Here is a 13,622-nt window from a genome sequence, read left to right on the forward strand (position 1 = left end):
GCACCGCGATGCCGAATCCGCAGCCGAATCCGCAGCCGGATCCGCAGCCTGGGCCTCAGTCGCCGGAGCTGAGCGTCATCGTCCACGGCCGCGACGTACAAGGCCATCTCGGCACCGGCCTGGACGCCCTCGCCGCGCAGGCCTCCCCCGGCGTCGAGGTGATCGTCGCCGCGGTGGGCGCCTCCGCGCAGGCTGTCGCCGCGGACCGCCCCGGCGTCACCGTCGTGCCGCTGCCCGACGGCACGGGCGACGGCGCGGCGCGCGCCGCGGGCGCCGAGCGGGCGGCCGGCCGGTGGCTGCACTTCGTCCCCAGCAAGGACACCGTGCCGACGGGCGCGCCCCGCACCGTCGCGGACCGCGTGGCCGAACTGCCGGACGGCGTGGACGTCCTCGTCGTCGACCACGTCCGCTCGACGTGGCGGCACCAGGGGATGCCGAGCCCCGACGGCAAGTACCTCGCCAAGCAGGGCCGCCGCGACCTGCCGCTCGCGGACTGCCCGGACCTGCTGCGGGTCACGCCGTTGCTGGGCGTCCGCGTGCTGCGGGCGGACTTCTGGCGGGCGCACGGCGAGCGGCTGGCCGGGGACGACGAGACGTACGCCGCGTACGCCGCGCCGCTCCTCGCGGACCGGATCGCCACGCTCGACCAAGTGGCCCTGAATGTAAGGGAGTTGCGGGCGCAGAGCCTGCCCTCGGGCCCACCCGAGGAGCGCTTCGCCATCATCGACCGCTACGAGTCGCTCCTCGCCCTGGCCGCCGACCTCGGCCTCCCTGCCGCACCCCGCGCCACCCTCTACGACGTGATGGTCGGCGACTGCCTGCGCGTGATCGCCCGCGAGCAGCTGCCCGACCCGGTGCGCAGGGAGTTCTTCCACCGCGCGTCGAAGGCCGCGGTCGCCTGGCGCCCCCCGGGCCACCAGCACCCGGGCGGCCTGGAAGGCATGCGGCGCCGCATCCTCGAAGAGGACGCGTACACGAAGTACCGCACGTTCCAGACAGCCAACCAGCAGCGGCGCAAGCTGAGGTCGGCGGTCGTCTCGCGCAAGCACAAGGTGGGCCTGAAGGTCCGCGACCTGCGCTACCGCAGGGAGCTGGAACGCCCCGTCGACCCGGACCTCGCCGTCTTCACGGCGTACTGGGACCGCGGCGTGGCCTGCAACCCCGCGGCCATCGCGGCGAAGCTCGCCGAACTCGCCCCGCACATCCACCCGGTGTGGGTCGTCTCGTCGGCGAACGTGCCGCTGCTGCCGCCCGGCACCGAGCACATCGTGCCCGGCACGCGCCGCTACTGGGAGGTGATGGCCCGCGCCAAGTACCTGGTGAACAACGTCAACTTCCCCAACGCGATCGTGAAGCGCCCCGACGCGATCCACGTCCAGACCCACCACGGCACGCCGCTGAAGCGCATGGGCCTGGACCAGCTCGACTACCCGGCGGCCTCCAAGGGCCTCAACTTCCACAATCTGCTGGCCCGCGTCGACAAGTGGGACTACAGCGTCTCGGCGAACGCCCACTCCACCCAGATGTGGGAGCGCGCGTACCCCTCGCACTACACCTCCCTCGACTACGGCTATCCGCGCAACGACGTCTTCTACGGCGCGACGGCCGCCGACATCCGCGCGATCCGCGAGAAGCTCGGCATCGCGCCCGGCAGACGGGCCATCCTCTACGCGCCCACCCACCGCGACTACGAAGCCGCCTGGACCCCGCGCCTGGACCTGGCGACGCTCGCCGACCGCCTCGGCGAGGACACCGTCCTCCTCGTCCGCGGCCACTACTTCTACGGCGGCGCCGCCTCACCGCTCGCGGGTCTGCGCAAGAGCGGCCGGGTCATCGACGTCTCGTCCTACGACCCGGTGGAGGACCTGTCGCTGGCGGCGGACGCACTGATCACGGACTACTCCTCGATCATGTTCGACTACGCCAACCTGGACCGCCCGATCGTCATCTACGCCGACGACTGGGAGACGTACGCGAAGACGCGCGGCGTCTACTTCGACCTGATGGCGCAGGCGCCGGGCCACGTGGCGCGCACACAGGAGGAGCTGACGGCCCTGCTCGCCTCCGACGCGTGGCGCGACGAATCGGCCGCCGAGGCGCGCGAGGCGTTCCGCCACCGCTTCTGCGAGTACGACGACGGGCGCGCCGCCGAGCGGGTCGTACGCCGCGTCTTCCTCGGCGAGAGCGAGGAGTCCCTGCCGCCCGTGACCCCGGTCGACGAGCGCACCCCGGCACCGACGCCCGAGGAGGCGACGACCCGATGACTCGGACCCCTGACGTGACGGTCACGGTGATCGTCTACAACGACGCGGACCGGCTGCCGCGCGCGGTGGCATCCCTGCGCCGCCAGACGCACGCGAACATCGAGATCGTCATCAGCGACGACCACTCGACGGACAACACCCCTGATGTCGCCCGGCAGTTGGCGGCCGGCGACGACCGCATCACGTACCTCCGCCTCCCCGAGAACAGCGGCGGCTGCAGCGCGCCGCGCAACCGCGCGCTGGACATCGCGCGCGCCCCGTACCTGATGTTCCTGGACAGCGACGACGAGCTCCCGGAGCGGGCGGTGGAGTTGCTCCTTGCGGCACACCGCGAGCGGGAGGTGGACTTCGCGATGGGAGCGGTGGAAAGGGTCCGCGTCGACACGGGCCGCACCTCGACCTGGATGCCGCACCTGGTGGCGGAGCGCCGCACGGTGGAAGGCATCGAGACGGAGCCGTCCCTGTTCTTCGAACACCTGTCGACGAGCAAGATGTACCGTCGCGCCTTCCTCGACGGGAACAACCTCCGCTTCCCGGAGGGCATCCACTACGAGGACCAGCTCTTCTCCGCGCAGGCGTACTGCCTGGCGAAGTCCTTCACGGTGATCCCCGACCCGGTCTACCGCTGGTACATAGCCCCGTACGAGGCGGCGGACTCGGCGTCGATCTCGAACCAGCGCCACAAGCTGACGAACGTCCGGGACCGCGTCCACGTCCAGCGCCTGATCGACGCGTTCCTGGTGTCGAGCGGCCACGCGGCGGTGCGGGAGGCCAAGGACTACAAGTTCCTGAAGCACGACTTCCGGATGTACGCGGGTGACCTCCCCTTCCGTGACGAGGAGTGGCTGACGGGCTTCGCGGACATCGTGAACCCGTACCTGGCGGAACTGTCCCCCGGCGCGTACGCCCGCCTCCCTCGCGCCGAGCGGGTGGTCCTCCAACTGGTCCGCGACAAGCGCCTGGCCCAGGCGCAGCTGGCGGCGCGGGGCCTCGGCCACGGGGTGGCGCCGCGCGAGACATCGATGGACGCGGAGGGCCGCGTGTACTGGGGCGGATACGTCCCGGAGACGGACCAGGCCCGCGCCGAACTGGACCTCTCCGACCAGGGGCTGGACTCGCGCCCCTTCCCCAGCGCGCAGTTCCGCCACGAGATCACGCGGGTGGAGCGGGGCCCCGGGGCCACGGTGACCCTGACCATCCGCACCTACGACCCGGGCCTGCGCCTCCCGGTGGGCCCGCAGATCGCCACGCTCCTCCTCGCCCCCGGCCGCCGCCGCATGAAGACCCCCTTCCGCCTGGACCCGGTCCGCCCCGGCGTCTTCGAAGGCACGGCCCACCTGGACCTGACGGCGGCCCCCCTCCCCCTCAACGGCTTCGAGGGCACCCGCCACCCGGTCCTGCAACTGACATCGGGCCCCCTCCGCAACACATCCCTGCTCCTGGCCCCACTGACGTTCCCGACCCTGCGGGCCCGCATCGACTACCACTCCGGCGCGACCCCGCACGAGGTCACGGTGGAACCGGAGGGCCGCGCCTCAGGCCGCCTCCAGCTGCGCTGGACCCCGGTGGGCGTCACGGCCAAGGTGATCCGCCCGCTGGCCCGCAAGGCCGCCACGAAAACGGGCTCCCGGGCCCGAAGGGCGGCCCGCTTGCTGGCGAGTGTGGCGCGCTGACGGGGAGGGGGGTGGCGGTCACCTCCAGCCGGCCCGGCCGTCACCCCTCAGCAGGCCTGCGCCCCGATCAGCGAGGTGCAGTGCGAGGGGCCCGGCCGGGAGGAGGAAGCGGCCGTCGGAGACGGCGCCGAGCGCGTCGGCCATGGTCCACCAGGACAGCTTGAAGTCCTGCTCCGACTCGGTCAGTTCCTGTGGCCCCGACGTCAGCCCCCGTGCCTCGTAGAGGTGTACGCGGGCCGCTGACCCCAGAGTGACGGCGTACGTTCCCAGAGGGCGCAACTGGGCGGCGGCGACCCCGGCCTCCTCACGGAGTTCCCGCCGCGCGCAACTCTCCGGGCTCTCCCCGTCCTCACGCCGACCGCCTGGCAGGAACAGGTATTCACCGCCGTGACGAGGAAAGTCGGCACTCAACAGCGCCACCAGACCTTCGTCGTCACGGGCCACCACTACCGCCGCGTCGCGGGCCTGACCGCGTCCGGGAACGTCGTCGCTCATGGCGCGCGAGCATAGCGGCGGGCTGCTTCACCGTACCCAGGCCGCGAAGGGCACGTTCATCACCACGGGGTGTGCGATTCCTCGTCCGTGGTAGCCGTCTTCTCCGTACGCGTCACCGTGGTCGGCGCACATGATGATCAGCCACTGTGACTTGGCGGTCAGGGTGGTGATCAGCAGGTCGAGGTGTTCGTCGACGTACGCGAGCGCGGCCTTTTGGGAAGCCTCGGTATCGGTGCTCTCGCCCACATAGTGACCGTGGGGTACGTGAGTGGCGGAGACGTTGAGGAACAGGAACAGGGGCCGTCCGGTGCGCGCGGCCTCGATGCTCAGCGCCTGTTCCACTTGGTGGCGGGTGGAGTCCGGCTCAGGCGAGCAGAACTCCGGTCGCCAGTGATCCTCGTCAAACATGTCCGGCAGCACGCCACCGAGCGGAGTCTCACGGGAGAAATAGGTGACACCGCCGATGCACACGGTGCGGTAGCCGTGCTGGCGGAGGCCGACGAGAAGGTTCGGGGCGTCGAACACGAACGTCTGCGGCGAAACCGCCTTGACCGCAGGCGGGCGGCACTCCCACAGGCGAGGCGGCTGCTCCGGTTGTGGCAGCTTGGGCAGGAATCCGGAGAAGAACGCCATGTGGGCGGGGAGGGTGAAGGTGCCGGGGGTCTGCCGACGTTCCCAGCCGCCCTGAGGCAGCAGGGCTGCGAGGCGAGGCGTGAGGTCTTCGTCGTAGGCGGCGCGGGCGACGTCGTAGCGCAGGGAGTCGAGAGTGACGAAAAGGATTCCGGTGCCGGAGCCGATGAGTTCCGCTGCGTCGATCACCGCTCGCCGCCCTCTGGCCGATAGGACTCCACACGGCCTCTCGCCTTCTCGTTCACGGGGATGGGTACGCGGTCCTCGGCGATCATTGCCCGGATCTTTTCCAGCCCGGCCTCGTCCACCAGCGATCGGCCCTGCCTGTCGTACAGGGCGATACGGAGATTCTCCGCCCCGGCCTCGGTAGTTGTGGTGACCAGAGCCCCAGGTACCTGGCCCAAGTCCTTCATCGCGACCAGCAACTCCCTCTCCTCAGCGGCACCGAGGTCGATGACGCGGCATGCGTAGTGCCGTGCGTTCACCGCACCACGGCTCAGGCGGTGTTGGAAGGCCTCGCTGGTGGCCTGCCGGTCGTGGGCGACCGCGATGCGGTCCGCCTCGGTGGCGACCACCAGGCAGGCGCCGATCCACCAGGTGACACCCATATGAATCTCACCGGGGAATCGGCCGTCGGCGCCGCCGTCCCGGATCACGGCAGCGGCGTTGATGGGTCTAATCACGGTGCTCCATGTGGGCGAGGATCCGCTCGGTGAGTTCATCCGGCGTACTGCCGTCGGTGTCCAGGACAACAGCGGTGGGGTCGGCAGCGGCCACTGACTCGAAGTTGCCCAGGAGACGGTCGAGGCGGCCGGATACGTTGAACAGCTCGGCGTCATCGGGAGTGAGTTCGCCGCACCTCGCTTTCGCCGCCATCCGGTCGCGCAAGGCCTGTTCGGAACAGCGGAGGTAGAAGGTGTGGTCCGGAGGCTCCAGATAGGGGCGAAACGGCTCTAGAAGCTCCGTCACCTCGGCCACCGCGACACCGTGCACTGCGCTGTGGCAGGCAATCACGGAGGAAATGTAGCGATCGGCCACGACCGGCCGGACCGCCCGGCACCGGCGTACGGAATCGGCGGCGTGCAGGACACCGGACAGATAGAACGCGAACTGGGGCAGTGCGTGCAGGCACCCGTTGACCAGCGGGCTCCATACGGAATGCGGAACGGGGAGAGTGTGCAGGCCGGAGGCACCAAGCCGGGCGGTCAGTAGTTCAGCGAGTGTCGACTTGCCGATCCCCGAGACTCCTTCTAGGACGAGGAAAGGCTCCTGCGGGCCGTCGTAGGCGATCGGCTCGTAGGCGGTCGGCAGGATCACAGCGTCCCCTCCGTGAAGGCCGTGATGTGCTCGGCGACAGTCTCCGCCAACCGGTCCGGGTCGGCCAGGAGCGGTGCGAGGTCCAGGCGCAGGTCATCGCGGAGCAGGCAGGGCTGGAGGCCCCCCGCGTGGTCGACGCGCAGGGCCCAGAACCCTTCGACGCACCTGGCCCGTACGGGGCAGGTACCGCACTGGCCGACGTGGTGGCGGCCCAGGTCGCGGTGGATCACATCGATCTCGACCCCTTCGACACGGAAGACCCGCCGCCCCTGCCCGACACCCACGATCTCGGTGTGCTCGTCGCTGGTGAGCGTGCGCAGATACGCGACGGTCTCGTCAGCCGGGACGGCGGAGACGGCCCGGCCCTGATTGAAGTCGGTCCCGACCAGTTCGATGAACTGCACTGGTAGACGTCGTTCAAGGGCGAAGTCGAGGATGGAGCGGACCTCGTGCGCGTTGTCCTTGAGGAGCAGGCAGTTCAGTTCGACCCGCTCGGAAATCTCCCGCGCCACCTCGATGCCGTCCAGCACGGTGGCGATGCCGAGACGAGTCCCGGCGATGGCGTGGAGGGATTCGTCGGAGAAGTAGTGCAACGACACCTTGACCTTGTCCAGCGGTGACCGGTGCAGCCACGCTCGGTGGGTACGTACGCGGGTGCCATTGGTGATCAGGGTGTAGGAGCCGTCGGGACCGGCGGGCCGGAGCCGTTCCAGAACCTGCCGGGTCAGCGGGGAGACCAAGGGTTCACCGCCCGTGAACAGAACCCGTTTGAGGCCGGCTTCCAACAGGGCGGTGATGATCGTGACGTAATGCGTGGCACGCAGGGCCCGCTCACGTGGTCGCTGTGTCCGATCCGCCCGCATGACGGGCGGCGGCACGTCCCCCTCGTTATGACAGAACCAGCAGGCGATGTTGCACTGCGGCCCGAGGGAGACCCGTAGCTGACCACGTAGAGCGGCGTAGTTGCGGAACGCGGTCCAGTCGACTTCGGCGAGGGCCGCTGGGGTGAGGGCGAGTGGAGCTTCCACGATTTCCCCTTCCGGTAGGCGTGGCCCGCCCGCCGAGGCGAGTAGACGAATGGGCCTGTATAGGGGGCGTGCTACATCCCCACAGCGATGTGAGGCGGGCGGGTACGCGGATGGTGCGCACGAGAAGAGGTTCAGGCCACGCTCACGAGCCGTCACCGACCGTCCGGCGCTCCTCCCGAGGCTTGGTGATCCGGAGTCCGTCAGGGTCGGCGGCGGGCCATTCCAGGCCTCCGGGGCCGCGCAGGATCAGTACTCCCTGGCGTACGTCGGTCACGACGGCCCGGCAGCCCCGCGCGTACTCCACCTCATCCCCCACTCCCGGCTCCCGCCCGGTGCTCACAGTGCCGCCTCGATCGCGTCCGGGGAGGTAGTCCACTCAAGACCGCCGGCCTCCGGCGCGAGCCACACCACGGGCGGCGTGTCCGGGATGCTGATGACCGGCCCGAGCGGGCCCTTGTCCACGTCGGGGGCGAACGCGCGGAAGACACCGACACGGTCGTCGTGTGCGTGATCGATGACCTTCTGGCCGATCAGTGGATGCGACCAGTGGCCCATACCGAGGGACTGACTCATGGCGGATGGAACTCCCTGCCGTGTCATGGGTATTCGTGCTGCTACGTTCAGTGACGATGCGGAAAGCGTGCCGCCGGGCCGGGCGCATCTCTACCGCCATCGCACCGTCACGTTTCACAGCCTCGGTTGACGGGGAAGCGCCATCGGACCGTCATCGGACCGTCAACTTCGGCCTGGCCGACAGGAATGACGAGTCGGCGGGTAGGCACAGATCTACCGTCTGCTCAGGCGCACCCGGACGGGGTCGGAGGTCACCATGCGCACACTGCTCCAGTTACTCACCGCTCAACGGGACTGGCAGTCCTACCCCACGTTCAAAGCACAGTTCGAACGGTCAGCGCGGGAATTGGCCGAGATCGAGGGAACCCCTCACCTCGCCAACCTCACCCCGTCCGAACGTACCTACGAACGCTGGTACTTGGGCGAGTCGAAGCCGGTCCCCGACGCACGCCGCGTCCTGGTCCACATGTTCGGCTACGCCATCGATGAACTCCTGGCGTCCCCGGTCCCGGGAGTTCATCACCCGGCAGCGGCACCTCGCGCTTGCCGATCACCCCGCACCGACCACATCAGCCCGGGAGCGGACGTCCACGAAATGGGAAGGCAGGCGGCGATGGCGGCGAGCAGGGCGCTGCGGTATGCGGTGATGGCGGAGACGAACTCGATCGGCCCGGAGACCTTCGGCCACATCCGGGACGAGGTGACGCGGCTCGGCGCGGCGTATCCCCGCGTCGCGCTCCACGAAATCCTCTCCGATCTGGTCGAAGTCCATGAACTGATCTTCCGACTCCTGGAATCCGGACGAGCCACTCCGGCACAAGGTGTCGACCTACAGCTCCTGGCATCCATGGCCTCCGGCATGCTCGCCAAGGCGTCCCATGACCTCTGCGACCCCAAGTCGGCGACGGTGCAGGCCCGCGCCGCCTACGTCTGTGCCGACCAGGCCGGACACAACGGCATGCGCGCCTGGGTGCGCGGCCTGCAGTCCCTCATCGCTTATTGGGCCGGACGCCCCGCCGACGCCGCCGCGTACGCGGCCCACGGCACCGCCGCCCTCACCGGCCAATCCGGCAGCGTCAGTGTGTGGCTCGCCGCTCTGGAAGCCCGGGCCCATGCAGTTCTCGGCGATCCGGAAAGAGTCCGCTCCGCGGTGCTGCGCGTGAACGATGCCCGACATGCCGCCGTCCGCGATGACCTCGATGGCATCGGCGGCATCCTTACGTTCCCCATGCCGCGCCAGGCGTATTACGTTGCCGAAGCCCAGGTTCTCCTCGGCGACAGCGGCGCGGAGGTGGAGCGGTCCGCGCAGGAAGCGGTGCAGGCTTACGCCTCCGCCCCCACCGTCGAGTGGGCGTTCGGTGACGCGGCCGGCGCCCACACGAACCTCGCCCTCGCCCGCATCGCACGCCGTGACCTCGAAGGCGCCACCGAGGCCATCCACCCCGTCCTCGATCTACCGCCCTCACAGCACAACCACGGCATCGTCGTATCCGCCCGCCGCGTCCATGAAGCCCTCTCTGCAAGCTCCCTGCGCGCAGAGAACCAAGCACGTGATCTACGGGCCCAACTGGAGCTGTTCACCGCTACTCCGACCCCCGCACTGCCCAGGTAGGGTCCGGCTCATGTATCCGGTCGAGCACACCAGCGCCCGCCTGCTCCTTCGGGAGATCGGCATTGATGACGTAGACGCGGTGCATGCCATCTACGGCAGCGCGGAGGCGACACAGCACCTGTCGTTCGAACCACGCACCCGCGACCAGGTGGGCCAGATCATCGCCCGCTCCATGGTCTCCGCCACCGCCGAGCCCCGGGACGAGTACTGCCTCGCCATCGACGAACGTAACAGCGGCGGTTTGATCGGCTACGCCCGCCTCGCTCTCGACCCGCACCAGCCGAAGGCGGCAACGATGGGCTTTGCTCTCCGCCCTTCGGCCTGGGGCATCGGCTACGGCACGGAGACCGTGCGTGCCGTCCTGGCCCTCGCCTTCAACACCCTTGGCCTGCACCGCGTATGGGCCGCCCGCGCCCCCCTGAACTCCGCCTCCCACAAGACGCTGCTCCGCGCCGGGATGCAGGAGGAGGGACGGATCAGACAGCACGTATTCGTACGCGGCGCCTGGCGTGACTCGATCACGTACTCGATCCTCGACGACGAATGGAACACCACCACGGGCCAGTGAGAAAGAGGACGAGTCGCCACGAGGACCGCCCGTAAGCGCATGCCCGACGGTTCATTCCACGAGGTCACAGAGCCCCGCAGAACCGCGACTGCAGTCAAGACTCAAGTACGTGCTCTCTATCTGGACCTGGCGGAGTGGGCAGCTGAGGATCCCGGCAAGTGGGCCGCTTGGGTCGCGCCCGCTCCCATCAGCGAAGCCGAATGTTCGACAAGGAAATCTGACCGGCAGCTCAAGGCACGCATGGATCAGCGAACTCGCGAGCGCCTGCCCGCCCTGCCGGCACTGGTGAAGACAGCCGATCGTTGTCTGAAGGAAGCTCGAATCCGCCTCGACGCGATGAACGCAGCTCCGCTCGGATCGTCGTTTACTGTTCTCGGCGATACGTTCACCCTCCCCCGCTCCAGCCGACGCGCCGATGGGCGCCCGAACATTGCCTGGGACAGCAAGGGAAACCGCCGCTGCCTTGCGGCCGAGGAACGCAACCTTTTCTGGGCTTGGGCAGCGATCGAGATCCTGCGACACACCGGCATTCGCATCGAGGAGCTGCTCGAGCTAGGCCATCACAGCATCATCAGTTACAAGCTTCCCGCTACCGGCCAAGTTGTGCCGCTCTTGCAGATCGCCCCGTCAAAGACAGACCAAGAGCGCCTACTCCTAGTCACGCCGGAATTGGCAGACGTTCTGAGTACAGTCGTATCTCGAGTTCGCACCTCTGACGGATCAGTCCCAGTCATCCCTAGCTACGACCACTACGAAAGGGTCTGGAACCCGCCACTGCCATTGCTGCTTCAAGAACGAATCAATGGCTACCCACGAGCACTGTCCGCACACTCGATCCGCCGAGGGCTCGAGCAGACCCTGCGCGCCTCAGGTTTGGTGGACAAGACGGGAAAGCCCCTCGTTTTCCAGCCCCATGATTTTCGCCGAATCTTCATCACTGACGCGATTCTCAACGGCTCGCCTCCACACATTGCTCAGGTCATTGCTGGTCACGACAACATTGGGACCACGATGGGCTACGCCGCGATCTATCCGCACGATGCGATCGAAGCACACCGGGCCTTCATCGCCCGACGGCGGGCACTGAGGCCCGTCCAGGAATACCGCACTGTGACGTCAGAGGAGTGGGACGAGTTCCTCGGACACTTCGAACGCCGAAAGCTTGCCCTGGGGGACTGTGGGCGCGCATATGGAACCGATTGTGCGCATGAGCATGCCTGCGTGCGCTGCCCCGTCCTAATCATTCATGCTTCCGAACGCCCACGGCTCGTCGAAATCCGCGACAACCTTGTTTCCCGAATCCTCGAGGCCGAAAGCGAAGGCTGGCTAGGTGAGGTCGAGGGCCTGCAAAGCAGTCTGAGTCACGCCAACGAGAAGCTTGCCCAACTCGACGCGCAGATTAATAGGAAGCAGGAGTCCGTCGACCTGGGAATTCCCGCCTTCCGGGAGATCGTTGCTCGCGCTACTGGGGTGGCCGCACCGCCAGAGCCTTCGTGACGAGCTTCATCCGTGCGGAGGATCTATTCAACCCCGGCCCAGGCCACCCTCTACGGGTGGCGGGCCAGCAAGTGAGTGTCGAGGAAGCCCCGCTCGGACGCCGGATCGTGGAGCAACCGAGCCACCGTGATGAGCCCGGCCTCGGCCAGCAACTCGGCAAACTGCTCCACCGGCCAGCTATACGCGGGCGCCACCTTGTGGTCGAAGGGGACTGGCTCCGGCTCCTCGGTTCCGAAGAAGGACACCAGGAGCAGGCCCCCAGGCGCCAGGACACGCACCTGCTCAGCGAGCAACGCGGGCAGTTCTTCAGGTGGGGTGTGGATCATCGAGTAGTGGGCCAGCACTCCGCCCAGCGCGTCGTCCTCGACCGGCAGAGCCTCCATTCGCGCTTCGTCGAACCGCAACATCGGTTGGGCCTGCCGGGCGTGGGCGACCATGGCCGGGGAGAGGTCGAACCCGAGGGCGTCCAAACCCAAGTCGTGCAACATGGCTGTCAGATGGCCGGGTCCACACCCGACGTCAGCTACTCGCAGGTTGCCCGTGCCACGCACGAGCTCGGCAAAGGTGCCGATCATGTTCCGCGCGAACGGCTGCGTCTCCAACTGATTAGCAAACATTGATGCATAGAGCTCGACGACCCCGTCGTAGGCCGCCCTGGTCTCGTCCTGGTGTTTTAGCACGGGCAGGAAACTAACACCTACGCCGTTCGCGACCGTTCTCCGGCCCATGACGGCCCTTCCCCTCGGGACTGATCGACCCGTCCACCTGATCACGGGACGCCCCGGTAGTTCGGAGAATGACGATGATCTGCGTGCTGAGCAGCATCCAGCACGGGAGCAATAGGTTGTAGTCGCCCGTCCCGTTGTGCCGCAGTAAGGACTCCGTCAGGGCATCGGGAAGCGGTCGGCCGATGACCTGCTCGGCCGCGGCGATGGCTGAGCGTTCCGCCGGGGGTTCGAGCGCGGCGAATGTCCTCGGAGCGTGCCAGGCCAGCCACGTCTCGATACGGGTCCAGGACTCGGGTATCGGGGTCGCCATGCGACGGATCATGCCAGTGGCCATCGAGGCGACGGGCCCAGTCACACGACCCACCGGCCCAGCAGCAGGCGGCGAGGCTGTCGGCCGGCGTGGTGCGGTGACAGTTCAGAGGCTCTTGACCATGACCGCGTACATCGGGGAGTCGGCGAACGGTTGCTGCTCGCCGACCCTGGCGTAGCCCCACGACTCATAGAATGCCTGCACCTTGGGGTGGGTCACGTCGACCAGGAGCACGGCGAGGTCTTCCGTGCGCTCCTTCTACAGCGCTTCGTGCAGGCGCCCGGAGATGCCGCGCTTGCGCCAGCGCGGGCGCACCATCACCTCGGACACGGCGTAGGTGGAGGAGTAGCCGTCCTTCGGCTGGTATCCGGTGGAGCGCCACCATTCGCGGCCGGGGGCGAGCGGGGCGCCGTAGGCGAAGCCGGTCGGGTCGTCTCCGTCGTACGCCACGACGCAGGTGAAGCCCGCCTTGCCCGACCAGTGGTCGACGAACCAAGGGAAGCGCTGGTTGAACGGGTCGTCCATGGCGTCGGCATAGGCATCGGCGTGTACGTCGATGAGCAACTCCCGGAAGCCGTCGGGGAGGTTTCCGTACTCGAAGTGCCGCAGGTCGATCACGCTCAGCTCCATTCGGTTCGCATACGGTCCGCCCAGTCGCGTGTGTAGGCGGTGGAGGGGGCCAAGGCGAAAAGGCCACGGTGGCCGAGGCGATGAAGGTGCGACGCCGCACAGGGTCCCCCTGCGGGTGGTGCATGGTGCGTGGTGCGCTGAACCCCAAGTGTTCGACAGGGCATCCGACCGGCCAATTCCTCCTGGGTGAGCCCGAGTTCGTCCATCCGGCTCTTGCGGATGACGCTCGCTCCCATGCCACCGACGGTAGACGGCCGGACATGACGGAACCAACCCCCAGGTAACGGGTACGCAAGG

14 protein-coding genes and 1 pseudogene are annotated in these 13,622 nt (G+C 68.1%); 5 read left to right on the plus strand and 10 right to left on the minus strand.

Going from position 1 to position 13,622, the window contains the following annotated elements:
• Positions 1-8: 8 nt before the first annotated feature.
• Together ACWDVB_RS03740 and ACWDVB_RS03745 are read left to right on the plus strand one after the other, a co-directional pair.
• Positions 9-2,264: a CDP-glycerol glycerophosphotransferase family protein gene (locus ACWDVB_RS03740; RefSeq protein ID WP_451517805.1), complete on the plus strand. Its 2,256-nt coding sequence runs from the start codon at positions 9-11 to the stop codon at positions 2,262-2,264.
• Positions 2,261-3,937, plus strand: coding sequence for a glycosyltransferase family 2 protein (locus tag ACWDVB_RS03745; protein WP_451517786.1), 1,677 nt, complete (start codon positions 2,261-2,263; stop codon positions 3,935-3,937). The genes ACWDVB_RS03740 and ACWDVB_RS03745 overlap by 4 nt, the downstream gene beginning before the upstream one ends.
• Positions 3,938-3,955: 18 nt before the next feature.
• Here the strand turns inward: ACWDVB_RS03745 and ACWDVB_RS03750 are convergent, their stop codons facing one another.
• The 7 genes from ACWDVB_RS03750 to ACWDVB_RS03780 all read right to left on the minus strand — a co-directional run bounded on the left by ACWDVB_RS03750 (position 3,956) and on the right by ACWDVB_RS03780 (position 7,980).
• Positions 3,956-4,432, minus strand: a complete 477-nt coding sequence (locus ACWDVB_RS03750; protein WP_451517785.1) for an NUDIX hydrolase — start codon at positions 4,430-4,432, stop codon at positions 3,956-3,958.
• 27 nt (positions 4,433-4,459) lie between these two features.
• The gene (locus ACWDVB_RS03755; protein WP_451517784.1) at positions 4,460-5,251 is read right to left on the minus strand and encodes an STM4013/SEN3800 family hydrolase; all 792 of its coding nucleotides are present in this window, start codon (positions 5,249-5,251) and stop codon (positions 4,460-4,462) included.
• Complete coding sequence (locus ACWDVB_RS03760; RefSeq protein ID WP_451517783.1) at positions 5,248-5,745, minus strand: hypothetical protein; 498 nt, start codon at positions 5,743-5,745, stop codon at positions 5,248-5,250. Before ACWDVB_RS03760 ends, ACWDVB_RS03755 begins: the two co-directional genes overlap by 4 nt.
• The gene (locus ACWDVB_RS03765; protein WP_451517782.1) at positions 5,738-6,379 is read right to left on the minus strand and encodes a dTMP kinase; all 642 of its coding nucleotides are present in this window, start codon (positions 6,377-6,379) and stop codon (positions 5,738-5,740) included. Before ACWDVB_RS03765 ends, ACWDVB_RS03760 begins: the two co-directional genes overlap by 8 nt.
• Complete coding sequence (locus ACWDVB_RS03770) at positions 6,376-7,407, minus strand: radical SAM protein (protein WP_451517781.1); 1,032 nt, start codon at positions 7,405-7,407, stop codon at positions 6,376-6,378. The genes ACWDVB_RS03765 and ACWDVB_RS03770 overlap by 4 nt, the downstream gene beginning before the upstream one ends.
• 142 nt (positions 7,408-7,549) lie before the next feature.
• A complete protein-coding gene (locus ACWDVB_RS03775) occupies positions 7,550-7,723 on the minus strand; it encodes a hypothetical protein (RefSeq protein WP_451517780.1) in 174 nt (57 codons plus the stop codon).
• A 20-nt stretch (positions 7,724-7,743) separates the two neighbouring features.
• Complete coding sequence (locus tag ACWDVB_RS03780) at positions 7,744-7,980, minus strand: hypothetical protein (protein WP_451517779.1); 237 nt, start codon at positions 7,978-7,980, stop codon at positions 7,744-7,746.
• A gap of 256 nt (positions 7,981-8,236) precedes the next feature.
• On the opposite strand from ACWDVB_RS03780, the gene ACWDVB_RS03785 reads away from it, so the two are divergent.
• From ACWDVB_RS03785 to ACWDVB_RS03795, 3 genes are read left to right on the plus strand one after another with little or no spacing between them, the layout of a single operon-like run.
• Positions 8,237-9,592 (plus strand): hypothetical protein, encoded by a 1,356-nt coding sequence (locus ACWDVB_RS03785; RefSeq protein ID WP_451517778.1) that lies wholly within the window; start codon positions 8,237-8,239, stop codon positions 9,590-9,592.
• A 10-nt stretch (positions 9,593-9,602) separates the two neighbouring features.
• Complete coding sequence (locus ACWDVB_RS03790) at positions 9,603-10,160, plus strand: GNAT family N-acetyltransferase (RefSeq protein ID WP_451517777.1); 558 nt, start codon at positions 9,603-9,605, stop codon at positions 10,158-10,160.
• A gap of 39 nt (positions 10,161-10,199) precedes the next feature.
• Complete coding sequence (locus ACWDVB_RS03795; RefSeq protein WP_451517776.1) at positions 10,200-11,657, plus strand: tyrosine-type recombinase/integrase; 1,458 nt, start codon at positions 10,200-10,202, stop codon at positions 11,655-11,657.
• Positions 11,658-11,707: 50 nt separating this feature from the next.
• On the opposite strand, the gene ACWDVB_RS03800 is transcribed toward ACWDVB_RS03795, so the two are convergent.
• The 3 genes and pseudogenes from ACWDVB_RS03800 to ACWDVB_RS03810 form a co-directional block, all read right to left on the minus strand.
• The gene (locus tag ACWDVB_RS03800) at positions 11,708-12,337 is read right to left on the minus strand and encodes a class I SAM-dependent methyltransferase (protein WP_451517775.1); all 630 of its coding nucleotides are present in this window, start codon (positions 12,335-12,337) and stop codon (positions 11,708-11,710) included.
• 10 nt (positions 12,338-12,347) lie between these two features.
• Positions 12,348-12,695, minus strand: coding sequence for a hypothetical protein (locus tag ACWDVB_RS03805; protein ID WP_451517774.1), 348 nt, complete (start codon positions 12,693-12,695; stop codon positions 12,348-12,350).
• 105 nt (positions 12,696-12,800) lie between these two features.
• Positions 12,801-13,325, minus strand: a pseudogene (locus ACWDVB_RS03810) (N-acetyltransferase family protein).
• Positions 13,326-13,622: the final 297 nt, after the last annotated feature.

The sequence above is a fragment of the Streptomyces sp. NPDC003379 genome (assembly GCF_053589195.1).

Coding starts and splice junctions, on each gene's coding strand:
- ACWDVB_RS03740 (WP_451517805.1), top strand. CDS start 9: ATGCCGAATCCGCAGCCGAATCCGCAGCCGGATCCGCAGCCTGGGCCT.
- ACWDVB_RS03745 (WP_451517786.1), top strand. CDS start 2,261: ATGACTCGGACCCCTGACGTGACGGTCACGGTGATCGTCTACAACGAC.
- ACWDVB_RS03750 (WP_451517785.1), bottom strand. CDS start 4,432: ATGAGCGACGACGTTCCCGGACGCGGTCAGGCCCGCGACGCGGCGGTA.
- ACWDVB_RS03780 (WP_451517779.1), bottom strand. CDS start 7,980: ATGAGTCAGTCCCTCGGTATGGGCCACTGGTCGCATCCACTGATCGGC.
- ACWDVB_RS03785 (WP_451517778.1), top strand. CDS start 8,237: ATGCGCACACTGCTCCAGTTACTCACCGCTCAACGGGACTGGCAGTCC.
- ACWDVB_RS03790 (WP_451517777.1), top strand. CDS start 9,603: ATGTATCCGGTCGAGCACACCAGCGCCCGCCTGCTCCTTCGGGAGATC.
- ACWDVB_RS03795 (WP_451517776.1), top strand. CDS start 10,200: ATGCCCGACGGTTCATTCCACGAGGTCACAGAGCCCCGCAGAACCGCG.
- ACWDVB_RS03805 (WP_451517774.1), bottom strand. CDS start 12,695: ATGGCGACCCCGATACCCGAGTCCTGGACCCGTATCGAGACGTGGCTG.